The organism is Tabrizicola sp., from assembly GCF_022842145.1.
GTDB lineage: Bacteria > Pseudomonadota > Alphaproteobacteria > Rhodobacterales > Rhodobacteraceae > Tabrizicola.
Genome location: NZ_JALHQD010000007.1, coordinates 156,830 through 180,601, shown reverse-complemented (window position 1 = coordinate 180,601; position 23,772 = coordinate 156,830). Strand labels below are relative to the sequence as shown.

At 66.6% G+C, this 23,772-nt stretch carries 25 protein-coding genes, 1 tRNA gene and 1 riboswitch; of the genes, 14 read left to right on the top strand and 12 right to left on the bottom strand.

The window, feature by feature from the left end:
* Window positions 1-5: 5 nt before the first annotated feature.
* The 4 genes from Q0C42_RS16400 (at window position 6) to Q0C42_RS16385 (ending at window position 4,218) form a co-directional block, all read left to right on the top strand.
* On the top strand, window positions 6-800 hold the full coding sequence (locus tag Q0C42_RS16400) for a hypothetical protein (protein WP_295078280.1): 795 nt from the start codon (window positions 6-8) through the stop codon (window positions 798-800).
* A 99-nt stretch (window positions 801-899) separates the two neighbouring features.
* A riboswitch (TPP riboswitch) is annotated at window positions 900-998 on the top strand.
* A gap of 37 nt (window positions 999-1,035) precedes the next feature.
* Window positions 1,036-2,019 carry a thiamine ABC transporter substrate binding subunit gene (gene thiB / locus Q0C42_RS16395; RefSeq protein WP_295078277.1) on the top strand — a complete coding sequence of 328 codons (984 nt, stop codon included), beginning with the start codon at window positions 1,036-1,038 and terminating at the stop codon, window positions 2,017-2,019.
* Window positions 1,995-3,539: a thiamine/thiamine pyrophosphate ABC transporter permease ThiP gene (locus tag Q0C42_RS16390; protein WP_295078274.1), complete on the top strand. Its 1,545-nt coding sequence runs from the start codon at window positions 1,995-1,997 to the stop codon at window positions 3,537-3,539. The genes thiB and Q0C42_RS16390 overlap by 25 nt, the downstream gene beginning before the upstream one ends.
* Window positions 3,526-4,218, top strand: a complete 693-nt coding sequence (locus Q0C42_RS16385) for an ATP-binding cassette domain-containing protein (RefSeq protein WP_295078271.1) — start codon at window positions 3,526-3,528, stop codon at window positions 4,216-4,218. The genes Q0C42_RS16390 and Q0C42_RS16385 overlap by 14 nt, the downstream gene beginning before the upstream one ends.
* 54 nt (window positions 4,219-4,272) lie before the next feature.
* Here the strand turns inward: Q0C42_RS16385 and Q0C42_RS16380 are convergent, their stop codons facing one another.
* The 10 genes from Q0C42_RS16380 to Q0C42_RS16335 all read right to left on the bottom strand — a co-directional run bounded on the left by Q0C42_RS16380 (window position 4,273) and on the right by Q0C42_RS16335 (window position 10,689).
* The gene (locus tag Q0C42_RS16380; RefSeq protein WP_295078268.1) at window positions 4,273-5,067 is read right to left on the bottom strand and encodes a cytochrome c1; all 795 of its coding nucleotides are present in this window, start codon (window positions 5,065-5,067) and stop codon (window positions 4,273-4,275) included.
* Window positions 5,068-5,080: 13 nt separating this feature from the next.
* Window positions 5,081-6,418, bottom strand: coding sequence for a cytochrome b (gene petB / locus Q0C42_RS16375; protein WP_295078265.1), 1,338 nt, complete (start codon window positions 6,416-6,418; stop codon window positions 5,081-5,083).
* 11 nt (window positions 6,419-6,429) lie between these two features.
* Window positions 6,430-7,002 (bottom strand): ubiquinol-cytochrome c reductase iron-sulfur subunit, encoded by a 573-nt coding sequence (gene petA / locus Q0C42_RS16370; protein ID WP_295078262.1) that lies wholly within the window; start codon window positions 7,000-7,002, stop codon window positions 6,430-6,432.
* Window positions 7,003-7,186: 184 nt separating this feature from the next.
* Window positions 7,187-7,795: a glutathione S-transferase gene (locus tag Q0C42_RS16365; RefSeq protein WP_295078259.1), complete on the bottom strand. Its 609-nt coding sequence runs from the start codon at window positions 7,793-7,795 to the stop codon at window positions 7,187-7,189.
* Window positions 7,792-8,097 (bottom strand): hypothetical protein, encoded by a 306-nt coding sequence (locus Q0C42_RS16360; protein ID WP_295078257.1) that lies wholly within the window; start codon window positions 8,095-8,097, stop codon window positions 7,792-7,794. Before Q0C42_RS16360 ends, Q0C42_RS16365 begins: the two co-directional genes overlap by 4 nt.
* Window positions 8,098-8,230: 133 nt before the next feature.
* Entirely contained in the window at window positions 8,231-8,794 is a 564-nt protein-coding gene (locus Q0C42_RS16355) for a hypothetical protein (protein WP_295078254.1), read from the bottom strand.
* Between the two features lie 9 nt (window positions 8,795-8,803).
* Entirely contained in the window at window positions 8,804-9,427 is a 624-nt protein-coding gene (locus Q0C42_RS16350) for an FMN-binding negative transcriptional regulator (protein WP_295078251.1), read from the bottom strand.
* Window positions 9,428-9,518: 91 nt separating this feature from the next.
* Complete coding sequence (locus tag Q0C42_RS16345; protein ID WP_295078248.1) at window positions 9,519-10,295, bottom strand: hypothetical protein; 777 nt, start codon at window positions 10,293-10,295, stop codon at window positions 9,519-9,521.
* Window positions 10,296-10,417: 122 nt separating this feature from the next.
* Window positions 10,418-10,543, bottom strand: coding sequence for a type B 50S ribosomal protein L36 (gene ykgO, locus Q0C42_RS16340; protein ID WP_023666132.1), 126 nt, complete (start codon window positions 10,541-10,543; stop codon window positions 10,418-10,420).
* A gap of 71 nt (window positions 10,544-10,614) precedes the next feature.
* A tRNA-Val gene (locus Q0C42_RS16335) sits at window positions 10,615-10,689 on the bottom strand.
* Between the two features lie 225 nt (window positions 10,690-10,914).
* Here Q0C42_RS16335 and Q0C42_RS16330 point away from each other — a divergent pair.
* From Q0C42_RS16330 to Q0C42_RS16320, 3 genes are all read left to right on the top strand, one after another.
* A complete protein-coding gene (locus tag Q0C42_RS16330; RefSeq protein WP_295078527.1) occupies window positions 10,915-11,724 on the top strand; it encodes an N-formylglutamate amidohydrolase in 810 nt (269 codons plus the stop codon).
* Window positions 11,725-11,991: 267 nt separating this feature from the next.
* Complete coding sequence (locus Q0C42_RS16325) at window positions 11,992-12,300, top strand: hypothetical protein (protein ID WP_295078245.1); 309 nt, start codon at window positions 11,992-11,994, stop codon at window positions 12,298-12,300.
* A 56-nt stretch (window positions 12,301-12,356) separates the two neighbouring features.
* The gene (locus tag Q0C42_RS16320; protein WP_295078242.1) at window positions 12,357-12,710 is read left to right on the top strand and encodes a hypothetical protein; all 354 of its coding nucleotides are present in this window, start codon (window positions 12,357-12,359) and stop codon (window positions 12,708-12,710) included.
* A 144-nt stretch (window positions 12,711-12,854) separates the two neighbouring features.
* Here the strand turns inward: Q0C42_RS16320 and Q0C42_RS16315 are convergent, their stop codons facing one another.
* On the bottom strand, window positions 12,855-14,111 hold the full coding sequence (locus Q0C42_RS16315) for a DNA polymerase IV (RefSeq protein WP_295078239.1): 1,257 nt from the start codon (window positions 14,109-14,111) through the stop codon (window positions 12,855-12,857).
* A gap of 116 nt (window positions 14,112-14,227) precedes the next feature.
* Between Q0C42_RS16315 and Q0C42_RS16310 the strand changes: the two genes are divergently transcribed.
* From Q0C42_RS16310 to Q0C42_RS16280, 7 genes are all read left to right on the top strand, one after another.
* Window positions 14,228-15,328 carry a GSCFA domain-containing protein gene (locus tag Q0C42_RS16310; RefSeq protein ID WP_295078236.1) on the top strand — a complete coding sequence of 367 codons (1,101 nt, stop codon included), beginning with the start codon at window positions 14,228-14,230 and terminating at the stop codon, window positions 15,326-15,328.
* Window positions 15,321-16,118 carry a hypothetical protein gene (locus tag Q0C42_RS16305; RefSeq protein ID WP_295078233.1) on the top strand — a complete coding sequence of 266 codons (798 nt, stop codon included), beginning with the start codon at window positions 15,321-15,323 and terminating at the stop codon, window positions 16,116-16,118. Before Q0C42_RS16310 ends, Q0C42_RS16305 begins: the two co-directional genes overlap by 8 nt.
* Window positions 16,118-16,864, top strand: coding sequence for a hypothetical protein (locus Q0C42_RS16300; protein WP_295078230.1), 747 nt, complete (start codon window positions 16,118-16,120; stop codon window positions 16,862-16,864). Before Q0C42_RS16305 ends, Q0C42_RS16300 begins: the two co-directional genes overlap by 1 nt.
* Window positions 16,865-17,797 carry a hypothetical protein gene (locus tag Q0C42_RS16295; protein ID WP_295078227.1) on the top strand — a complete coding sequence of 311 codons (933 nt, stop codon included), beginning with the start codon at window positions 16,865-16,867 and terminating at the stop codon, window positions 17,795-17,797. It begins immediately after the preceding gene.
* 81 nt (window positions 17,798-17,878) lie between these two features.
* On the top strand, window positions 17,879-18,772 hold the full coding sequence (locus Q0C42_RS16290; protein WP_295078225.1) for a glycosyltransferase family 2 protein: 894 nt from the start codon (window positions 17,879-17,881) through the stop codon (window positions 18,770-18,772).
* The gene (locus tag Q0C42_RS16285; protein ID WP_295078222.1) at window positions 18,772-20,205 is read left to right on the top strand and encodes a hypothetical protein; all 1,434 of its coding nucleotides are present in this window, start codon (window positions 18,772-18,774) and stop codon (window positions 20,203-20,205) included. Before Q0C42_RS16290 ends, Q0C42_RS16285 begins: the two co-directional genes overlap by 1 nt.
* Window positions 20,166-22,517 carry a sulfatase-like hydrolase/transferase gene (locus Q0C42_RS16280; RefSeq protein WP_295078220.1) on the top strand — a complete coding sequence of 784 codons (2,352 nt, stop codon included), beginning with the start codon at window positions 20,166-20,168 and terminating at the stop codon, window positions 22,515-22,517. The genes Q0C42_RS16285 and Q0C42_RS16280 overlap by 40 nt, the downstream gene beginning before the upstream one ends.
* Before the next feature lie 58 nt (window positions 22,518-22,575).
* Here the strand turns inward: Q0C42_RS16280 and Q0C42_RS16275 are convergent, their stop codons facing one another.
* On the bottom strand, window positions 22,576-23,601 hold the full coding sequence (locus Q0C42_RS16275; RefSeq protein WP_295078217.1) for a TerC family protein: 1,026 nt from the start codon (window positions 23,599-23,601) through the stop codon (window positions 22,576-22,578).
* Between the last annotated feature and the right edge of the window lie 171 nt (window positions 23,602-23,772).

Genomic DNA, 23,772 nt, shown 5'->3' with positions numbered 1-23,772 from the left:
GCATCATGACCAACCGCTACGACACTTCGCTGCGGGCCGTGCCCCGAGTTGCCGTCCAGACAGTGCCCGCCACCCCCGGCGGCCTGATCCGGTCCACCCTGCTGGCTGCGGGCGCTGCGGGGGCGGTCCTTGTCCTGTTCTGGCTGCCCGCTGAATACGGGATCGACCCGACCGGCGTGGGCGGGCTGACCGGCCTGACCGAGATGGGCGAGATCAAGCAGCAGCTTGCCGCAGAGGCCGAGGCGGATGCCCGGGCCGCCGCCGAAACCGAGGTTGCCGCGCCAACCGATCCCGGTGTCGCCGCACCCGAAATCCTTGCGCGGCTTGACCGGATCGACGCCCAGCTTGCCGCAATCGCTGCCGTCATCGGCACGGTGCCCCCGGCCGAAGCTGTACCGGTGGCACCGGCCACGGCAGAGCCAGCACCCGAGGAGATCGCGACCGCTCCCGATCCCGTCGAGGCCGCCGTCGCCGAGGCCACGACCGCGGAATGGCGCGACGAGGTCAGTTACACTCTGGCCGCGGGCGAGGGGATCGAGGTGAAGCTGGCGATGGAGGAAGGCCAGACCGCCCGCTACGCATGGACGGCCAATGGCGGCGTGGTGAACTTCGACATGCATGGCGACGGCGGCGGGCAGAAGGTCAGCTACGAACAGGGCCGCGCCGTGCCCGAACAGGCCGGAGACCTGACCGCCGCTTTCACCGGCAATCACGGCTGGTTCTGGCGGAACCGGAGCGACGCGCCGGTGACCGTGACCCTCCGAACGGGGGGCGACTATCAGGAGCTGCGCGTACCCTGATCCGCCGATGGTCGCGCCACCCGCCGTAGGTCGCTGGTGACGCGGACCGGCCCAGGTCCCGAAACACCCCTTGCACCTGCCGTCCCTTCCCCTATGTTTCCCCTTACCTCGGGGAGCCCTTACCGGCTGAGATGCGAAAGCGAACCCGTCGAACCTGAACCGGATCATACCGGCGGAGGGAAGGTGCATGGGTTTCTCCATCCCCGACCATTCCGTCGCAACATGGAGAAAAACGATGCAAAAACAACTCCTTGCTGCGGGCCTTCTGACCATCGCGATGCCTGCGCTGGCCGAAACTCCCGTCCTTACCGTGCTGACCTACGACAGCTTCACCTCGGAGTGGGGCCCCGGCCCGGCCGTCGAGAAGGCCTTCGAAGCCACCTGCGCCTGCGATCTGCAATTCGTGCCCGCAGGTGACGGCGCGGCGTTACTGGCCCGCATCCAGCTTGAGGGCGCGGCGTCAGACGCCGACATCGTCCTCGGCCTCGACACCAGCCTTACGGCGGCCGCCTCGGCCACGCAGCTTTTTGCGGCGCATGGGAAAACGCCGGCGACCAACCTGCCGGTCGACTTCGCGGACCCGAACTTCCTGCCCTTTGACTGGGGCTGGTTCGCCTTCGTTCACGACAAGACCAAGCTGGCCGCGCCGCCGAAGTCCTTCGAGGCTCTCGCCGCCTCGGACCTGAAGATCGTCATCCAGGACCCCCGCTCCTCGACCCCCGGCCTTGGCCTCCTGATGTGGGTGAAAGCGGCCTACGGCGACCGCGCGCCAGAGATCTGGCAGGGGCTGGCTGACAACATCGTCACCGTCACCCCCGGCTGGTCCGAAGCTTACGGGCTGTTCCTGGAAGGCGAGGCGGACATGGTCCTGTCCTATACAACCAGCCCCGCCTATCACCTGATCGCGGAAAGCGACGACACCAAAGGTGCCGCGCTGTTCGACGAAGGCCATTACATGCAGATCGAGGTTGCCGGAAAGCTGGCCGCAACTGACCAGCCCGAACTGGCGGACAAGTTCCTGGACTTCATGCTGACCGACGCCTTCCAGTCGGTGATCCCGCAAACGAACTGGATGTACCCGGCGGTCACCCCGGCGACCGGCCTGCCGGAAGGGTTCGACGCATTCCGCCCGGCCAAGTCGCTCCTCCTGACCCCGGACGAGGCGCAAGCCGCGCGCGATGCGGCACTGGCCGAATGGCAAGCCGCGCTCGCCCGCTGAACCTGACTGCACCGGCGCTGGCAGTCCTGCTGCTGGCGCTGGTCCTTGCCCCTCTTGCCGCCGTGGGCTGGCGGGGGGCAGGGATCTCGCTTGGCCCCGCCGACTGGTCTGCTGTACGATTTTCGGTCAGCCAAGCCCTTCTCTCCGCGGCCTTTTCCACCCTTCTCGCCATTCCCGTCGCCCGCGCACTGGCCCGTCGCCGCTTTCCCGGCCGCGCCGCGCTGATCACCTTGATGGGGGCACCCTTCCTGCTTCCCGCAGTGGTCGCCGTCATTGGTCTCCTCGCGATCTTCGGTCGGTCGGGCGTCCTGAACCAAGCACTCGTCGCGGTTGGACTGCCCCCGATCTCGATCTACGGCCTCCACGGCGTTGTCCTGGCGCATGTGTTCCTGAACCTGCCGCTGGCCACACGGATGATCCTGCAAGGCTGGCTCTCGATTCCAGCCGAGCGCATCCGGCTGGCGCAATCCCTGGGCTTCGGCCCGGCCGAGACCTTTCGCCACTTGGAATGGCCGATGCTGCGCGAGGTGCTGCCGGGGGTTGCCCTGGTGATCCTGGTGATCTGCCTGACCAGCTTTGCCGTGGTCATCACCCTGGGGGGCGGCCCGTCGGCGGCCACGATCGAGTTGGCGATCTACCAGGCGGTGCGCTTCGAATTCGACCTCGGGCGGGCGGCCGGGTTGGCGGGCTTGCAGCTGATGGTCGGGGGCGTTGCCGCGCTGGCCGCATGGATACTGACGCGACCGGCCGGCTTCGGGGCCGGGCTGGATCGCACCTTGGCCCTGCCGACGCCTCGCGGATGGCGGCGTGGGATCGACGGGGTGGCGCTTACCCTGAGTGCCCTTTTCCTCGCCCTGCCCCTTGCCGCCGTCCTGTGGCGCGGATTGCCTGGGCTGAGCGACCTTCCCGCCTCGGTGCTGCCAGCCGCAGGACGCTCGGTCCTTGTCGCCCTGACCTCGGCTCTGATCGCGACAAGCGCCGCGCTGATCTTGGCCTTGGCCGCTGCACGCCGTCCCCGTCCGATCATCGAGGCGGCGGCAACCCTGCCACTGGCCACCTCGGGGCTTGTTCTGGGAACCGGGCTTTTCCTGTTGATCCAGCCATTTGCGCCGCCGATATCCCTGGCGCTGCCGGTCACCATCCTGGTCAACGTGGCCCTGTCGCTGCCCTACCTTTACCGCATCCTGTTGCCCGAAACCCGCGCCCTGCACAGCGATTACGGCCGTCTGGCCGACAGCCTCTCTCTGCGGGGCTGGTCGCGACTGCGCTGGCTGGTCCTGCCGCGCCTGGCCCGCCCCCTTGGCTTCGGGGCAGGGATTGCCGCTGCCCTGTCGATGGGCGATCTGGGCGTGATCGCGTTGTTCGCGGGAGAGCGGCAGGCGACCTTGCCTCTTGTGGTCAGCCAGTTGACCGGCGCCTACCGGACCGAGGCGGCCGCCTCGGCGGCGCTGATCCTTGTCACCCTCTCCTTCGCCCTCTTCTGGGCCTTTGACGCCGGAGGTCGCCGTGTTGCAGCTTGACCACGTGACCCTTGCTCAGGGGGCCTTTCGCCTGACCGCCGACTGGTCAGCCAAACCGGGCAGCCGGATCGCGGTCATGGGGCCGTCGGGGGCCGGGAAATCCACGCTTCTGTCCGCCATCGCGGGCTTTCTGGTGCCGAATTCAGGCCGCATACGGTGGCAGGGGGAGGATCTGACCGACGTGCCACCCGGCGAGCGTCCGGTAACCATCCTGTTCCAGGATCAGAACCTCTTCCCCCACCTGACGGTGGCGCAGAACCTGGGCCTCGGCCTGCGCGCCGACCTGCGGCTGACCCCGCAGGACCGGAGCCGCGTCGACGAAGCCCTGGCCCGCGTCGGACTGCAAGGTATGGGCCCCCGCCGCCCGGCCCAGTTGTCCGGCGGTCAGGCCAGCCGGGCAGCCCTGGCGCGGGCGCTGCTGCGGGCGCGGCCGATCCTGCTACTGGACGAGCCCTTTGCCGCCCTTGGCCCCGCCCTTCGGGCAGAGATGCTGAAGCTGGTGCGCGAGGTGGCCGACGAGACCTCGGCCCTGGTCCTGATGGTCACGCATGACCCGCAGGACGCATTGGCCCTTGGCGGAGACCTTGCCTTTGTCTCGGACGGGCAGGTCCAGTCCCCTGTCGAAACCCGGGCGCTGCTGGCCCACCCGCCACCCGACGTGCAAGCCTACCTGGGCTGAGAACGAAAAACCCCGCCACAAGGGCGGGGTTTTCATTGGAATGCAGACTGAAGATCAGGCGTGCTGCTTCTTGCCTTTGACCCCAGCCCAGATGCGCTTGTTGGTCAGGTACAGCAGTGTCGACAGCAGCACCAGGAACAGCACGCTGACGAAGCCCGCGTTCTTGCGGTCCATCAGCTTCGGTTCTGCCGTCCACATCAGGAACGACGCGACGTCCTCGGCCATGTGATGCACGGTGGCCGGGTGGCCGTCGGCATAGGTGACCTGGTCGTCCGACAGCGGTGGCGCCATCGCGATCCAGCCGCCGGGGAAGGCGGAGTTTCCGTAGAAGAACGAGCCGAACTCTTCCTTCTCCTCGCCGGTATAGCCGGTCAGGAGCGAGTAGATGTATTCCGGACCACCCATCCCGCGGAAGAGCTGGTTCATCCCGGTGCCATAAGGGCCGTGGAAGCCCGCGCGGGCCTTGGCCATCATGGAAAGGTCGGGTGCGCCGGCCCCGGTATTTGCCGGGAAGTTGTCGGTCGGCAGGCCCTCGCGGTCCTCGCCGGTTTCCTTGTCGGTCACCGTGAACTGCGTGGCATAGGCGCGGACCTGGTCTTCGGGGAGACCAGGCCCACCCTCGTCCGACAGGGTGCGCAGCGGGACATACTTCAGCCCGTGGCAGCCCGAGCAGACCTCGGTATAGACCTGAAGGCCGCGCTGCAGCTGGAACTGGTCGAACCTTCCGAACGGGCCTTCATGGGCGAAGGCCACGTCCTCGATGTGCTGTTCGCTCTCTCCGGCAGCGATGGCGCCGCCGACGGTCAGGGTCAAAGCCGATGCGGCGATGAGTGCGATGTTGCGGATCATGACTGGTATCCTCTCACTCGGCCGCGACGGTCTTGGTCCCGCCGGTGGTCGGCGAGTAGTGGGCGTTGAAGTCTTCCTCGATGGTCGCGGGCTGGGCCAACGGCTTTTCGATCACGCCCAGAAGCGGCAGGATCACCAGGAAGTAGGCGAACCAGTAGGCCGAGGCGATCAGCGAGATCGTGGCATAGGGCTCTTCCGCCGGCATCGCGCCGCACCACATCAGGACGATGAAGTCGATCACGAGAAGGGCGAACCACCATTTGAACATCGGGCGGTAACGACCCGAACGCACCGAGGAGGTATCCAGCCACGGCGCCAGAGCCATGACGGCGATGGCACCGAACATCGCCAGCACGCCGAAGAACTTGGCGTCGATGATGCCGAAGGACAGCCACTCGGCCGCGATCACCACCCAGACGTCGGCGGTAAAGGCGCGCAGGATCGCGTAGAACGGCAGGAAGTACCATTCCGGAACGATGTGTGCCGGCGTCGCCAGCGGGTTTGCCTCGATGTAGTTGTCGGGGTGGCCAAGGTAGTTCGGCATGAAGCCGACGATGGCAAAGAACACCGCCAGGATGACCGCAAGCGCGAACAGGTCCTTCATCACGAAGTAGGGCCAGAACGGCAGGGTGTCACGCTCGGCCTCTTCTTTCGAGCCACGGCGGACTTCGACCCCGGTCGGGTTGTTGTTGCCGGTGGTGTGGAAGGCCCAGATGTGGACGGCAACCAGCGCCGCAATCACGAAAGGCAGCAGGTAGTGAAGCGAGAAGAAGCGGTTCAGCGTGGCGTTGTCGACGGCCGGGCCGCCCAGAAGCCAGGTCTGGATCGATTCACCGACGCCCGGGATCGCGCCGAAGAGGCCGGTGATCACCGTGGCACCCCAGAAGGACATCTGGCCCCAGGGCAGCACGTAACCCATGAACGCCGTGCCCATCATCAGAAGGTAGATGATCATGCCGACGATCCAGGTGATCTCGCGCGGGGCCTTGTAGCTGCCGTAGTAGAGACCGCGGAAGATGTGCAGGTAGACCGCGAAGAAGAAGAGCGACGCGCCGTTCATGTGCAGGTAGCGCAGGAAGTAGCCGCCGTTGACGTCGCGCATGATGTGCTCGATCGAGGCGAAGGCCTTGTCGACATGCGGGGTGTAGTGCATCGCCAGGATGATTCCGGTGACGATCTGCAGCGCAAGGCAGAAGGTCAGGACGATGCCCCAGATCCACATCCAGTTCAGGTTCTTGGGCGTGGGGATCATGATGGTGTCGTAAAAGAGCCCCGCGATCGGGAGGCGCTTGTAGAGCCAGCGCTCACCGGCGGTCTTGGGCTCGTAATGGTCGTGCGGAATTCCGGCCATGGTTGTGATCCTTACCCAAGCTTGATCGTGGTTTCGTCAAAGAAGGCCGCCATCGGCACCGGCAGGTTCCGCGGGGCGGGCCCTTTGCGGATGCGGCCTGAAGTGTCGTAGTGCGAGCCGTGGCACGGGCAGAACCAGCCGCCGAACTCACCGGCGCCGTCGCCCAGGGGCACGCAGCCAAGGTGGGTGCACACGCCCATCATCACCAGCCACTCACCGGCCTCGTCCAGGGTGCGGTTCGTGTCGGAGGCATCCGTGCCGGGCTTGTTGGCATTTTCCGAGTTCGCGTCGACCAGGTCCGTCAGCGCAGTGCCGCGGGCGGCTTCGATTTCTTCGGCACTCCGGCGGCGAATGAACACGGGCTTGCCCAGCCATTTCACCGTCAGCTGCGTGCCGACCTCGATGGCCGAGACGTCGACCATGATCGAGGCCAGGGCGCGGGTATCGGCCGAGGGGTTCATCTGGTTGACCAGCGGCCAGACAGCGGCGCCAGCGGCCACCGCCCCGGCGCCTGCCGTTGCGTAGTACAGGAAATCCCGCCGAGTGCCTTCGCCGGTGCCTGCGTGATCGTCTGCGTGGGACACGAGATCTTCTCCCCTTTCAGGCCGGTGGATGCCGACCCATATGACTTGAGGGGCAATGGATATCCCATGCCCCGCCGCGCGTGTATCTAGCCAAGGCTTTCCCCCTCGTCCAGCGGACAAAGGGGCGCAGGGTCGCATTTCTGTGCTGCGGTTGATCCGGTGTGGCGCGGCAGTCGCGCGGGGGTCACGCGTCCGGTGCGGTGCCGCGCATCGCCGGGCGGGCGTCGAAGGTGGCGTACCAGGCGGCGAGAACGGGGTGGGTCGTCCGCCAGGGCCGATCCGCGTGGCGGAAATCCAGGTAGCCGAGGGCGCAGGCGACGGCGATCTGGCCCATGTCCGGCGGACCGGAGAGATGGCTCATCCAGCGGTCCTCCAGCGCGGCCAGGGCGCGGGCGATCTTCTGCCACTGGGCATCCACCCAGGCCGGCGACCGGGTGGTTTCGGGGCGAAGATGCACTTCGTACCGCATCAGGACCGCGGCCTCGGCGATGCCGTCGCCGGTGGCCTCGATGACCAGCGTGTCCCACAGGCGCGGGGCGGCGGGGTAGAGGCGGGCCTGCAGAAGGTCGTCGAGGTAACGGCTGATCACCCGGCTGTCGTAGAGGGTCGGGCCGTCGGGACGCTCCAGCGCCGGGATCTTGCCCAAGGGGTTGCGGTCGACCGGCAGGGTGCCGGGGTCAAGCGGGCTGCCCGACGCCGGCACCAGGGTCACGCGGTCGGTGGCCTTGGCCTCGTGGAGGAGGACCATCACCTTGCGGACGAAGGGCGAGGCTGGGGCGTGGAAAAGCTTCATTCGTCGGTCTCGCGCAGGCGGAAGCGGGCCATCAGGCCGGCGTCGACCTCGTAGCTGCGGCCCCGGAAGCGGACCACCCGGCGGACCCGCGCGGTCGCGTTGGTCTGGCGATCCTCGGCCCGGTCGGCGGGGCGGTGGATCGTCAGGCCCTCGCCAAGCTCGTCCAGGGCATCCTCGGCGCGCTGGTCGGTGCGGCCCGTATGGGCGGCAGAGCGGACCCATCGGGTCACCGCCCAGGTCGTCGAGGCGAAGAGGCCGAGGCGGACGGCCAGCGGGATCAGGGGGGCGAGGGGCAGGGGCATGGGGACCTCCGGACAGATGGGGAAGTGTAGGGCGGACCGGGGGCAGGTGTAAACCGGCTGGCAAGTGCCCGCGCGTGGTGCGCTTGCCAGGGATAACGATTTCAATGACTTGCCCGCGGGCGGTCACGAAAACTTAACGGATGCCCACCGGCACATCCGCCGCCGGGCGCGCCTCGGGTGTGGTCAGCCAGTCGTTCACCGCCTGGACCATCTGCTCGGGCCGTCGGCCATTGGTGTAGTAGGTGGTGAAGGGCACCGTCTCCAACGGGGCCGTCAGGCGCAGCTCGGTCCGGTAGGTGGTGCCCTCGCTGTCCGTGCTGATGCCCAGCTGCGCGATCTCCAGCCGGTCCAGCGCATAGTCCTGCCGCGTCAGACTGCGAACCGAGCGGCTGGTGCGGGTCACCAGCCCCTGACCGCGGTCGAAGGTCAACCGCACCCGGCGCACCATCAGCGCGGCAATCAGAAGCGGGACACCACCGCCGATCAGAAGCATCATCAGACCGCCAAGAACCTCGCCCGCCGACACCAGCGTCATGCTGCCAAAGACGAAGACCAGCGTCATGCCGATCATGACGATGCCGATGAACCAGGGCCTGTCCTCGATCACAAGCAACTGGTCTGAACGGTGGACGACCTTCATGGGCAACCCGTCGATCTGGATCGGGGGGAAACTGCCATGCCGGTCGCTGCCCGGCAATGAATTCCGCTAGCCAAGATCCTGCTGGATCAGCGCGGCGATCTCCTGAGCGTTGGCATTGCCCTGCGACAGGGCCTTGGCCGCGCGGGCGCGGATCTCGGAGGTCTTGTTCTGGTTCAGCTTCCAGGTGCCCTCGACCGAGGTGACATGGAACCGGAAGGGCAGGATCATCCGCATCATCCTGGGCATCGCGCCTTCGGTCATCTTGGCGCTGGTCCAGGGGCGTTTGTCCGCGATTCGGCCCTCGTGTTCGGCGGAAAGCGCATCGACATGCGGACGGAGCGCGTCTTCGGGCAGGGGTTCAAGGGTGCCCCGCAGATGGACGGCGACGTAGTTCCAGGTCGGGACCTGGTCGGGGACCTGATCATGCGGGCCGTACCAATCGGGGGAAATGTAGGCATCCGGCCCCGCCACGGCGATCAGCGCGGGCAGGGGAAGTCCGGCGCGGGCGATGGGGTTCGACCGGGCGAGGTGCAGTTCGGCAAAGCTTGCGTCGTCGTTCAGCAGGAACGGCACATGCGCCGCGAGGGGGCCTTCCGGGCCGTTCACGGACAGGATGCCGAAGCCCCGCGCGCGGGCGAAGGCAAGGTTCCGGTCGAGGGGGTCCTGACGGAAGGCGGGATTGGGGTGCATCTGATTCTTTCCGGGCGCGTCGTCGGGGCAGGTCAGAACGCTCCGAACAGCTTTGCAAATCTTTTCGAAAAAAATTGGTCGCGCCCTTTGGTCAGGTCTGAACGGCGCGGGCTTCGACCAAAGATAGATACGGGGGCAGGAAATCCCCAAGCGCCTGTTTCAACGCGTCCGAAAGCAGGCGGTGGCTTGGCATTCCCAAGGTTCCGGTCGTGATCCAGTGCCGCCCTTGCAGCTTGCCGGCATCAAGGATCACCGGAGGCTGGACCAGACGGAAGGGCTGCTCCCAATAGGGGTTGCCGTTTGGAGCCGTGGCCTGACGATAGCCGGACCGGTCATAAAGCACCGTGGCGGTGTGGATGAACTCTTCGGGCTGCCAGAAGCAGTAATCAAGCTGCGGCGATCCCGACTCGGGTGCCACCGTGAAGGGCAGGAAATTGAAACGCCCGGGCTCGAACTGCTCGATGATCGCCGCGACCCGTGCCGAAGCGACCCAGGCGGCGGGAACCGACCCGATGACGCCATATTCGGGCAGGCCCTTGGCCGTCTTGCCCTTCAGGGTCAGGTGTCGGGGATATTGATCGGTACGAAAGCGGTAGTCATAGGCAGGAATCCCCCAGGCCTTGTGCAGGTGTGCCAGCTTGGGGGCGGCCTTTGCTGCGGCGGCGAGGCGGGTTTGGGCAAGCGCGTTCCAGTCTGGCCCAAGCGTGACGAACTCGCCAAAGCCCTTGGACTTGCCGCCAAATGCGGGGCTCGGGCGGATTTCCCAGAAGACCTGGCCTTCCGGCAAGGCAAAGGTCTCCGGCACGGGTGCCGCAGGCGTCGGGGCAGTGGGTGCCGAAGGTTTCCTGCCGAAGAGTTTGCCGAACATGGACCATTCCGCCGTATTGGGTGGCCCCATCAAGCGACAGAATCGCTGTTGGCACAATTCCGGAATGGAAAAGGCCGCCGAGGTTTCCCCCAGCGGCCCTGATTCCGTCAGCCGGAAGCGGCTCAGCCCTGGCGGGCCTTGTAGCGCTTCTGCGTCTTGTTGATCACATAGACGCGGCCTTTGCGGCGCACGACCTGGCAATCGCGATGACGCGTCTTCAGCGAGCGGAGCGAGTTCGCAACCTTCATCGATCTTCTCCTTGTTCGCGGCGCGTCTGCGCCAGTGAAAACAAACGTGCCCCCTTGCGGGGGGCGGTGAATGGTGGGCGGTACTGGGATCGAACCAGTGGCCACTACGATGTCAACGTAGTGCTCTACCGCTGAGCTAACCGCCCACTTTGCCTAATGGCCCGCCTTGGCCCTTTCCGGTGAAACGAAAAGGACGCGGGGCGAACCGCGTCGACAGGGCGGGTCTATACTGACAAGCGCGGAGGCCTGCAAGGGGTTTTGGCTTTCCGGATTATGGCGCTATATCGGTGGCATGGAAGTGGAGGCGAAACGTGGCGCGGACCCAGACCGAAGCCTATGTCCTGACCCGTCCGGACGCCCTGTCCGGACCGATGATCTTTGCATCGCCGCATTCGGGGCGCGAGTATGCGGCCGATTTCCTGGCTCAGGCGGTGCTGGACCGCCAGGCGATCCGCTCTTCGGAAGATGCTTTCGTCGATGACCTGTTCGGCATGGCGCCGGAGATGGGCGCTCCGCTTCTGGCGGCACGGGCACCCAGGGCCTTCATCGACCTCAATCGCGCGGCCGACGAGCTTGACCCTGGGGTGATCGAGGGAATCGCACGAGCACCGCACAATCCGCGGATTTCCTCCGGGCTGGGGGTGATTCCCCGCGTGGTGGCAGGCGGGCGGTCGATCTATCGCGGCAAGCTGAGCCTGAGCGAAGTGGATGCGCGGCTCAAGCGGTTCTGGCATCCCTATCACAAGGCACTGGCGGGTCTGGTCGAAGAAGTGCGGGCCGAATGCGGCCAGGCGGTGCTGATCGACTGCCATTCGATGCCGCATGAAGCGATCGAAGCCCACACGCGGCCCGGCCAGCCACGGCCCGAGGTCGTGCTGGGCGACCGTTATGGGGCGACGGCAGGGCGCGAGGTGATGGAGCGGGTCGAGGCGGCCTTTGCGGGCGCGGGCCTGCGGGTTGGTCGGAATGCGCCCTTTGCGGGGGCCTATGTGGCGCAGGCTTACGGGCGACCATCGCGGGGTGTGCATGTTGTGCAGGTCGAGATCGACCGGGCGCTGTACATGGACGAGGTGCGGGTCGAGAAGCTGGCGGGGTTCGGCGGGTTCCGGGACCTGATCGCGGGTGTGGTGGCGGAACTGGTCTCGGGGGCCGGGGCGGCGGAACGGCTGGCGGCGGAGTAGGGGCCGGAGGGGTGCCCACGCGTGGGCAGGTATTTCGGGTGAGGGATTTCAAGGGGTTGGCTATGGGCGTTTACCGGGCGTTAGGGAATGGCGCCGGGGGACTGGCGGAGTCGCTGGTGGCGGCGGTTTTGAAATTGAGCGCTGACGCGCGAGCCTTTTGTCTCGCCTCTGGCCTGCGGCCAACCGGCTCGGAGGTGCCTCCGGCGGGGATACTTTGGGACATGAAATGGGTAGGGGTTCCGGTGAGTTTGCGGTGAGGAATTTCTGATGGTGCGATTGCTGGGTCTGTTGAGCGTCGTTCTGCTGGTGCTGACGGGCTGCTCGCCAAGCGAGACCTGGAACCAGCGGCTGACGCTGGTGATCGAGACCCCGCAGGGCGAAGTGCGCGGGGTGGTGGTTCAGCGCATCGACTGGGAGGGAACGGGTGCCATCGGGAAGGCGCTGTTCGGTGGCGTTGATCCCTCGTCGGCCAGTGTTCGGGTCACGGGCGAGGCGCTTGCGGTCGAGGTGGTGCCGGGGCGCTGGCTGTTTGCGCTTCTGAAGGGGGCGAGGGGTGGCAGGGTGAGCCGGGGCTGAACGCAGGGTTCGCAATCGCGGTGCCGCGTGGGCATTTCGCGAAGTCGGCGGAGGGCGTGCGGGCGATTGTCAGGTTCCCGAAGGACACGCCAGTGGAGTTGCCGCGTGAGGCCTGGCCGATGCTGGTGGCGTTCGACGACATCACCAAGCCCGAGACGGTGCGGGAGGTGGATCCGGCGGACCTTGCGGCGGTGTTTGGGGAAGGGGTGCGGTTGCAGACGGTGACGCTGGAGATCACGGAGGAGGCGGTGACGGAGGGGCGGGTTGAGCGGGTGTTGGGGTGGCTTGCGGCGGTCGGGCGGGCGAGAGGGACACTGATTCCTGACCCGCCTTTGCTGAGCACCGACATCAAGAACCCTGAAATTCAGCTGCTTGGCCCAAGCGCGTTTTCGACAGAGCTTTACAGGTAAGCAACGCCAAACTGGTGCGCGCCTTGCGCCGGGATCGTATCCACATTCGGCACGCAAGATGGTGCGCTGTAGCGCACCCTACGAGGCCGCATCGGGGCGCGGAGGGTCAGCGAGGAGCGATGCGGGACGCGGGCGAGGAGCGGGTTAGCGCAGCGCGCGGCCCTTGATGATCGCTTCCGCCCCGAACTTGGCGCGGATGGCGTCGGTGGCGCGTTCGGCGGCGGCGCGTTTGGTGGCATTGGGGTCGAGGAGGTCTTGGGAGAGGTCGGCCTGGTCTTCGGGGGCGAGGTCGGAGATGCCGACGCCGATCAGGCGGAAGGGGCCTTGCGTGCCAGCATGGTCGAACAGGTCACGGGCGGCGCGGTAGATGCGGTCGGTGAGTTGGGTGGGGTCGCTGAGGGCGTGGCGGCGGGTGACGAGCTGGAAGTCCTTGCGCTTCAGTTTCAGCGTCACGGTGCGGCCCGACAGGCGCTTGGCCTTGGCGCGGTCGGCGACCTGTTCGGAAAGCCGCCAGATGTGGCCATCCAGGAGATCGGGATTGGAGGTGTCCTCGAAGAAGGTCGTCTCTTTCGAGATCGATTTAAGCTTTTCGTCCCGGTTGACCCGCCGGGTATCCAGCCCGCGGGCCAGATGCCAGAGCCGGTCGCCCATTGATCCGAAGCGCGCGCCAAGGTCGGCGCGGTCCCAGCGGAGGAGGTCGGCGATGGTGCGGATGCCGGCTGACTCCAGGGCGGTCTGGGTGGCCTGACCGACGCCCCAGATGATGCGGACCGAGCGGGGCTTCAGGAAGGATTCGGTCTCGGCGCGGCCGATCACCGAGAAGCCGCGCGGCTTGTCGAGGTCGGAGGCGATCTTGGCGAGGAACTTGTTGTGCGACAGGCCGATGGAGCCGGTGAGGCCCAGTTCGTCTTCCATCCGTTTCGTGAGGCGGGCGAGGAGGACGGCGGGGGGTGCACCGTGCAGGCGGGCGGTGCCGGTGAGGTCGAGGAAGGCCTCGTCGAGGGAGAGGGGTTCGATGGCGGGGGTCAGGTCCTCCATCATCGCGCGGATGGCGCGGGAGGCTTCAGTGTAGGCGCTGAACCGCGGTTTTACCACCACGGCCTCGGGGCAGAGTTTCAGGGCCTGGAACATCGGCATGGCGGACCGCACGCCCTTGATGCGGGCGATGTAGCAGCAGGTCGAGACGACTCCGCGCTGGCCGCCGCCGACGATCACCGGCTGGTCCCGGAGTTCGGGGTTGTCGCGCTTTTCGACGGAGGCGTAGAAGGCGTCGCAGTCCATGTGGGCGATGGAGAGCTGTGTCAGTTCCGCGTGCGCGACCATCCGGGGCGAGCGGCAGGCCGGGCAGCGCGGTGCCGGGCTGTCGGTCAGGGTCAGGCAGTCGCGGCAGAGGCTGGGCATGATGGGGCGAGGTTACCACGGCCACCGGGGCCTGTGGAGTGCGCCCGTGGAAAGCGGTTGACGTCTGAGCAACCACTGCCGCCTTATCCTGACCGAAACCAAGGACCATCCCGCGCATGTCGCAGCCTTACGAGACCCTGCCCGAGGACCGCTTCTGGCGCACTGCCGTGGCGGAACGCGATGCGCTGGAGATCGCCGGGCTGTGGCAGCCGAGGTATCCGATCAAGCGGCGCACGCGGATCGTCACGGCGGGGTCCTGCTTTGCGCAGCATTTCTCGAAGGCGCTGGTCGCGCGGCGTTATCGCTGGCTGGACTTCGAGCCGGGACCGGCGGGCCTGACGGCAGAACAGCGGAAGGATTACCACTACGGCACCTTCAGCTTCCGGACGGGCAACATCTACACGCCCGGGATGCTGTTGCAGTGGCTGACCTGGGCCCTGACCGATGCCACCCCTCCCGACGAGGTGTGGGAGAAGGACGGCCGCTTCTACGACCCCTTTCGCCCGGGGGTGGAGCCGGGGGGCTTCCTGTCGGTCGAAGAACTGCTGACGTCTCGTGCCGAGACGCTGGCCGCCATTGCGGAGGCGGTGCGGGGGGCGCAGGTCTTTGTCTTCACGATGGGCCTGACCGAAGCCTGGAATAGCCGTGAGACCGGCGTGGAATATGCCGTCTGTCCCGGCACGCTGGCGGGGCAGTACGACGCGGACCGGCACGGCTTTGTGAACCATGGCTTCGGCGCGCTGATGGGGGACATGACGGCGGCACTGCGGCTTATGTTCCGCGCGAACCGGGCGCTGAAGGTGCTGCTTACCGTCTCGCCGGTTCCGCTGACCGCGACGGCCTCGGGCCAGCATGTGCTGACGGCCACCAGCCACTCGAAGTCGCTTCTGCGGGCGGTGGCGTCCGAACTGACAGCGGCGCAGTCGCGGGTGGATTACTTTCCGTCCTACGAGATCATCACCCATCCCGCCTACCGGGGCCGGTTCTTCGCGCCGAACCTGCGGTCGGTCCTGCCCGAAGGGGTGGACCATGTGATGACCCAGTTCTTCCAGGATCAGGCATCCACCTTTGGCGGGGAGGCAGCGGCGGTGACGCCCCCGCCTCGGCCCCTTCCGACCATCGAGGAGCCAGCGGAGCCCGAGCTGACCGAGGCCGAGGAGTTGCGTTGCGAGGAGGAGATCCTGGCCACCTTTGCGCCGGATCAGCGGCATGGCTGACCTGCCGCGCCTTTGTGTCTTTGGTGACAGCCATTACGCCTGCGTCCGGCAGGCCGAGGCGCAAGGGCTGGTCGACACCGCGGGCGTCGCGCTGGAATACTGGGGCAATGTCGGCGGCCGCTTCCGCTATCTGCAATTCCGCGACGGCGCGATCCATCCCCCGGATGACGCTGTTGCCAGCCGCTTCGCAAAGTTCAACGCCAAAGGCCGGACCTTCCTACCCGCCGCCGAGTTCGACGCGATCCTGGTCATGGGTGCGCGGATCTATCCCTGGCGGGTGTTCTTCCGGCTTTTGCAGCTTTTGTCGAACGGCACTTTCGTCAGCGAGGGCCTGCAGCGGCGCATCCTTTCCGACGGGCTGCGCGGCTATCACGGCTACCAACTTGCGTCGGGGCTTGCCGCGACCGGAACGGCGCGGGTCCTTATGGCTCCGGTCGCCTTCTACACGGCGAACCCGGAGCGTTTTGCGGCCTCGATCACCCCGGTCATTGCCGGGCTGATCGCTGACCGTCTGCCGTGGTTCTGGTCGGTCCTGTCCGAGGCCGCAGCGGCGGACGGGATCACCCTGATCGCGCAACCCGATGAGACGGTGGCGGCCGGCATGTTCACCGATCCGGCCTATGCCGTGGCGGATCACGAGGCGAAGGCGGATTACGAACACCACAACGCCGCCTATGGCGCGGCGATCCTGTCGCAGGCGCTGGCGCTGGTGGACGGGATGGACGTCGGCGCTGCCAGCGTGCGACCCTTGGCGTCGCCCGGCAGAATGATCGGGGGGACAGGGGTCTGATGTTGAACATTGCCGCAAAACTGCCGCCGGGCGCCCTGGTCGGGGGCGAGGATGCCCAGCTGGCAGAAGCTGTCCTGACCACCGGCGGTGCGCGTTTCATCGCGCGCGAGGCGGATCTGGTCCGGTCCGACGGGCGGATCACCGGCTGGCGGGATTCGGTGCTGGCGGTCGAGGCCGGGGTCGCCACTCCGAACAGTGGAAACAGTCGGCTGGACCCGGGGCCACCGGCCGCGCTGACCTGTCAGGAGGGGCTGAACTGCGGCTTCACCCTGCCGGGCTTTGCGCCCGAGGTGGAGGCTTTCACCGTGGCGGTGATCTACCGCTCGGAGGGGGATGCGCGGACGTTGGCGACGATCTTTACAGGACAGACCAACAACCTTATCTTCTTGGCCGAGGCCGAGGGTCGGGTGCTGGCCAAGGACAAGGCCGCGTCGGTCGAGGTGGCGCTGCCGCTGGCCGGGGGCACAGGGGCGAAGCTGGTGATCCTTAGCTTCAACGGACGCACCCTGCTGCTGGAGATGGACGGCCAGACGGCCGAGGCCGCAGGCAAGGTGCCGGGTCTGGCGCATCAGGCGGATTTCTTCATCGGCTGCCGGTCGAACCGGGCCGGGCTGGCAAAGACGCTGGGGCAGGCGCGGTTGCACGAGGTGCTGTTCTGGCCGGACCGGTCGCTGCTTGGCTCGTCGGACGCCGAGGATATTGCCGCGCTGGCCGCGATGCGGCGTCATCATCGCTGGACCTACTAGGTGGACGCCCCTGCCCCAGCCCTGGATGTGCCACCCGAGATGGGGCTGGACGAGGCCGCCCGGTCGGGGCGGTTTCTGGTCAAGGGCGACCATGCGAACCTGTGGTTCGAAGGTGCGGGCGATGCCTTGGTCATATCCTTCGACAACCTTGCCACGATCGACGAAGGCTGGCCCCGCGCCCCCTGGGCCTGGGCGCGACTTGCGCCTTTGGGCCATTCGGTCCTGGGGGTGCAGAGTCATGCGAAGGACTGGTTTCGCCAGCCGACGGCCCCGGCCCTGTTGCAGGGCCTGGAGGACCGGGGCTTCTTCCGCCGCTTCCGCCGCGTGGTGCTGACAGGGGCCTCGATGGGTGGCTTCGCGGCGCTGAACTTCGCGCCCCTGATCCCCGAGGCGCGGGTGCTGGCCTTCAGCCCGCAATCGACGATGAGCAAGGTGATTGCTCCGTTCGAGGAGCGGTTTCCCTTCGCCGTGCGCAAGTCGAACTGGGAGGCGGTGCCCTTTCTGGATGCCGCGGCTGCCGTGCCCTACATCCGGCGGGCGGTGGTGCTGTATGACCCTTTCGTCCCCGAGGACCGCGCCCATGCCGCGCGGTTGGCAGGGCCGAACGTGCAGTTCCTGCGCGCGCCCTTCACCACGCATGAGGCGATCCGCGTGGTGCTGAAATCGGGGACCTTCCCGCTGCTGATCGATACGCTGCTACAGCGCGATGAGGTGGGGCCGGAGTTCTGGGCCGCCTTCCGCGCGCGTCGCGGTGTGACCAAGTGGCAGCGCGCAGTGCTGGCGGCGGCGGCGAACCGTGGGCGGCATGCGCTGGTGGTCTTGGCCGCGGACGGGATGCTGCGTCTGGGCGCCGACCTGCCGGATGAGGACAAGGTCTTCATCCGGCGCGCGCGGCGGGCGGCGGTGAATGCGCTCAAGGTGGTGCCGGACTGATGGCTGGCGCAGGTCCACGGAGGCCCTAGGCCCTGCTGCGGACCTCATGCTATGCGGAAAGGTACGGGCAGGGACGGTGGAATGGACCAGACGCGCGGCAGGATGATGGCGATGACGATGGTCGGGGGGGATCACTTCTTCCTCGGCCGTTGGGTCGACTATTACGGCCGCCAGCTGGGCCGGGAAAACTGCTTCGTCCTGAGCCACGGCGGCGACCCCGAACACAAGCGGATCGCGGATGGCTGCAACATCATCTACCTGCCCCTGGACGAGACGCGGAACTGCTTCAACCAGCGGCGCTGGCAGATGTTGTCGCGGCTGACGACCGGGTTCACCAACTTCTACAACTGGGTGCTGGTGGGCGATGTGGACGAGATCGTCTGCGTCGATCCCGCCGTGTCGGACAGCCTGCCGGACTATCTTGCGCAGTATTCGGCGCGGAAGGGCGGGCCGCGGGTGATCACTCCGTTTGCCATCGAGATGGTGCACAACCCGTCCCTGGAGCCCGAGCTGATCAGCGACGGCCGCAATATCCTGGACGTGCGGCGCATCTTCCGGCTGAACGCCAACTACGCCAAGCCCTGCATCACCTGCGACAGGATCGACCTGGCCCCGGGCGGGCATTTCGCCAACCACCCGAAGCTGCATCTCGACCCGCATCTCTACCTTTTCCACCTGCGGTTCATCGACCACGACATGACCGAAGCGCGCCTTGCGACCCGCCGCGCCCAGCGGGTGGTCCAGAGCGGCGCGCTGGAGGAAGTGGAGCGGGAAAAGACCGGGTGGGATACCGCATGGGACACCTACAAGGCGCTGTCCAAGGAAAAGCCCCGGGCCGAGACGGTGGACTTTCCCGAGTTTCGCAAGGAAATGGTCGAAGGCTGGCGGGAGAAGAAGGTGGTCTACTTCGCCCCCGGCGGCGCGCGGCCGAAGGGGGTCTACCGGCTGCCCGAACGTTTCAAGGTGCTGTTCTGATGGCGGATATCCCGACCGAAGGTGTGATCATCCGGGCCGAGAACGGCGATGTGATCCGCTATGACGAGACAGGGCTGGTGCTGCGGCTGTCGGACAAGGTGATAGCCGACATCGCCGCCCGGCTGGAGCTGAAGCCGCAAGCCACCGTGATGGCTGGGACCCTGCCCCAGCCCGACTTGCCCGACTTGCCCGACTTGCCCGAGGACATCGACCTCTGGGCTCCCCGCCGCGAAGGGAATTGGGTGGTCTTTCAGGCCAACATGCCCGGCGCGGATGGGGCGCGGGGCTATCGGCGGCATGTCAAGGGCGGCGCGATCCTGGCCGAGACTCGGGGACCGCTGCTGGCGATCCTGGGGATCGGCGGGGCGCGGGCGGCACTTGGCTCGCCCGGTCCGGCGCGGTTCCGCTGGCATGTCATGGCCCCCGCCGACGACATCGGCGCCGTGGGTCAGGGCGGCGAGGGCGAGGCGGTGGCAACCGACGCGCTGGAGCCGTTGCGCGAGTTGACCATAGAGGCCCTGATTGCCGACGAACTTCTGGCACGCAGGCGGGCGGCACATCAGTCGCTGTCCCTGATGCTGGTCAGGACCGAAACCGACACGTCCGCCAGCGCGCATGACCTGGGCGGTGGAGCGGCGGTGGCGAACCTGGACCGGACCTTTGCCAACCTGAAGGCCGCGGCGGGCCGGTTGGGCGTGGGCGCGCAGGTGCTGGCCGTGGTGCTGGACTATACGCTGGAGGACCTGACGGGCGACCCCAATGCCTACCGCGACGGGATGATCGCGCTGATGGAGCGCATCGCCCGGGGCATGGCGAAAGAGGGGCTGGCGCGGCCCATCTTCCTGACCGCCTTCGACTGCGGCACGCACATGGTCAGCCAAGGCCCGGGGCTGGAGGGGCAGTGGGAGCTTTCCTGGAACCACGCCGACCACCGGCTGGTCTTTGCGGCGCCGTCCTACGCCTTCCAGCTTGATGACACCGGGCGGTTGACCGATGCCGGACGTGCCGAGAAGGCGGTCCTGCTGGCCGAGGCGCTGCTGGCGGTGCAGGGCGGCGGCAAGTGGCTGTGTCCGACGATCCAGCTTGCGGAACGCTCTGGCAATGACATCCGCCTGATCTGCGAAGCGCAGGACGGGCTGGTGATCGACGGGGCCGATCCCTTTGGGGCTGGCAAGCTTGCGGGCTTTGCGCTGGACGGGGTGACGAACGGGGCGAAGATCACCGGGGTCGCCGTCGACAAGGCCGATGCCAAGGTGGTCGTGCTGACATGCTCGAAGCCACCCGAGGGCGAGGTGTTCGTCACCTACGCCCATGCTGCCGCGCCCGGTCCGGGACCCTACTCGGCGAACCGGGGGGCCTTGCGGGGTGATTTCGGCGCGGGTGCCGTCCGGCGTTGGGCGCTTCCGGCGCGGCTGAAACTGACGGGCGGCTGATGGGCTTCGACGCCGACAGCATCAAGGACGACAACGTCTGTGTCATCTGGGTGGATGACATGATCGACGTCTTCACCTGGCGCGAGACCTTCGGCATCCGTATCCAGACGCCCAACCTTGACCGGCTGATGGCGCGCGGGGTGCGGTTCTCGAACGCATACGCGACGATCCCGCTGTGCGCGCCCTGCCGGGCCGAGCTTGCGACCGGGCTGTCGCCGTTCCGGACGGGCCTCGTGGACCTGAACCGCTTCTGGCGCCAGGTCCTGCCGCCCCAGAAGGCCTGGGCCTACGACCTGCGGCGGGCGGGGTTCTACACCTTCACCACCGGCAAGGTGGACGCGACCTACAAGCCGATGCCGGAGCGCTATCGGCGCATGCTGTTTCACGAGGACGTGCTGGCCTATGACAGTGGCGGGCGCGAGAAGGTGAAGCTGTACCTTGACCGGGGGCCGGGTATTGCGGGGGTGAACCATCCCGACGACGACGGATCGCAGGACAAGCTGTTTTACGACTATACCGTCGCCCAGAACGCGATCGACTTTCTGGGCCGGGCCGACCCGGGTCGCAGGCACCTGATCCAGCTTGGCTTCAAGCACCCGCATTACAACCTGGAATGCCCGGACCGGTTCTACCAGCTTTATGACCCCGCGCAGATCCGCTGGCCCGACATCGCCGCCCCCGAGGACTATTACGGCCCGCCGCCGGGCTTTGCGGTCTATGAGGCCGCCTATATCGCCAACGGCAACTGGACGCCGGAAAAGGGCGGCGACGACGGCTGGCGACAGGTCGTCCGCGCCTATTTTGCGGCGATCAGCCATGTGGATCATGAGATCGGGCGCTTTCTGACCGCGCTGGAGGCTTCCCCGCTGGGCGACCGGACGACGGTGATCTTCCTGTCGGACAACGGGTTCAACCTTGGGAACCACGACAGCTTTCACAAGATGAGCCAGTGGGATTCTGCTGCCCATGTGCCTTTGGGGCTTTGGTCGCCCCGGATGACGGCGGGCCGGGTGATCGATCTGCCGGTGTCGTTGCACAACTTCCCGAAGACGGTGATGCAGCTGGCCGGGTTGCCGCCGCGGCCGGACTGGACCTCGGGTCAGAGCCTGCTGCCGTTGGTCGACCCCAGTTTCGGCAATTTCGATGCGACGAAATCGCCCGTCACTTCGGTCTTTGGCACCCTGTCGGTGCGCCCGTCGGTCGAGGGCTACCGGCAGTTCCGCTACTTTCGCTATCCGAACGGCGAAGAGCATGTCTACGACGTGGTCGCCGACCCGGGCGAGACGCAGAACCTGATTGCGACGGCTCCGATGGACATGTTGCGGGGCGAGTTGGTGAAGGGCGCGCTGGACCTGGGCCTGGACCTGCGCGGCTTCGAAAACCCGGCGGATGGGGTCAACGCGATGATGGCGGTGGACGGGTCAGTGGTGCTGGAGGGGCGGCGGGGCAACGACAGTTACTGGGCTTACGGCGCCGAGGCCGAGAAGATCCGGGAGGCGAAGGACGGCGGGAACGACACGCTTTGGTATCTGGGCGGCCCGGACGACTATGTCCTGCATTGCCCGATGAACGTCGAGAATATCCGGATCGCCACCGTCTTGGCCCGACACGAAGATCCCGAGGCCGCCAAGCAGTCTGGCCGGGTGCTGCGGATCGTGGCGCATCCGGACAGTCCGATCCACTTCGAGACGACGGAACGGGTGATGGTCAACGTCCGCGGGTCGCGCGGGGACGACGTGATGATCGGGCCGAAGTACGGCGGTGCGACCTTTTATGGCGGCGAGGGGGACGACCTGCTGCGGGCGATTTCCGTGTCGGAAAGCTCGCGACATTTCCTTTATGGCGGGGCGGGGAACGACCGGCTGGTCGGTGGCGGCGGGCGGGATGTGCTGGACGGGGGCACCGGCGACGACACGATCATCGGCACGGCCGCGCGCAACCGGATCTTCGGCGGGCACGGCAATGACGAGATCATCGACGGCGACGGATCATCCTTGGTGCAGACCGGGCCAGGCCGCAACCGGGTGCGGCTGGGGGGTGGCAACGACACGGTGCATGCGGGCACGGGGGTCAACCTGATCGAGCCGGGTCCGGGGGCGGTGGTCTTCGTGCTGGCCTATGGCGGGGTCACCCACGTGGGCCAGTGGCAGGCGGAACAGGTCTATGACCTGAGCGCCTGGCCGCAGCCGCCGGACGTCTTGCGTCGGGCGGATGGGGCGGTCGATGTCACCCTGGGGCTGTCGGTGCTGCGCATCAGCGGTGTGCCGGACGGTCACGACCTGAGGACACAGATCCGGCAGGGGCCGGAATAGGACCGCCCGCCCCGATCTCTCGGGACGGGCGCATGTTCTGTCTTCGAAAGGGACGGCCTTACTTGGCCGCTTTGGCCTCTTTGCCGTGCCCGTCGTCACCGCCGTCGCGCGTCTTCCACAGCGAGTAGAAGATGCCCGCCGCGATGATGCCGATGGTGATCGCGAGGGACAGGTAGGGGTCGAACTTGCCGAAGAAGTAGCTGTAGAAGCCCTTCATGCCGATGAAGATCAGCACCACGGCCAGCGCGTACTTCAGGTAGTGGAAGCGGTGGACCAGTGCGGCCAGCGCGAAATACAGTGCGCGCAGACCGAGGATCGCCATGATGTTCGCGGTGTAGACGATGAAGGTGTCGGTGGTGATCAGGAAGATCGCGGGCACCGAGTCCACGGCGAAGATCAGGTCGGCGAAGTTGATGACGATCAGCGCCACGAACAGCGGCGTCGCGAAGACGACCAGCTTGCCCGTTGTCGGGTGCGGCTGGCGGACGAAGAACTTCTGCCCGTGCAGGTCCTTGGTCACGTTCATGTACTTCGCGGTCAGCTTCACCACCGGGTTCTTTGACACATCCATGTCACCTTCCGGGACGACCAGCATCTTGATGCCGGTCAGGGCCAGGAAGGCGGCGAAGACCAGTGTCACCCACGAGTAGTTCGAGATGAGTTCGGCGCCGACGGCAATCATGATTCCCCGGAGGATGATGACACCGATGATGCCCCAGACGAGGGCCCGGTACTGGTATTTCCGCGGAATGGCGAAGTAGCCGAAGATCAGCGAGATGACGAAGACGTTGTCGATCGAGAGGACCTTCTCGATGATGTAGCCCTGGAAGTAGCTTGCCACCGGGTTGGTGCCGTCACTGGTCACCAGCGTGCCGTTCTGCCAGGCCCACCAGATGTAGCCGCCGAACAGGATAGCGATGAAGATGTAGAAGGCAGAAAGCTTCAGGCTTTCGGCTACGCCAAGCTCGTGGTCGTCCTTGTGCAACACGCCAAGGTCGAAAGCCATCAGCGCGATGACGATGCCAAGGAACATCAGCCACAGCCAGACGGGCTTGCCCACAAACAGTTCGAAGAGGAAATCCATCCCCGTTAACCTCTATTCGGGTGCGTCGAGAGGTCAGCCTTCTGAGGGGCAGAGTGCCGGGCATGACATCGAGCACGATTTCTCGATGCGGTCCGACATCACGACAACCAAAATGGAATCGGCATCGTCAGAGGGGCCCGGCCCGCTTCGAGTAAGTGGGCCGGGGGTGCG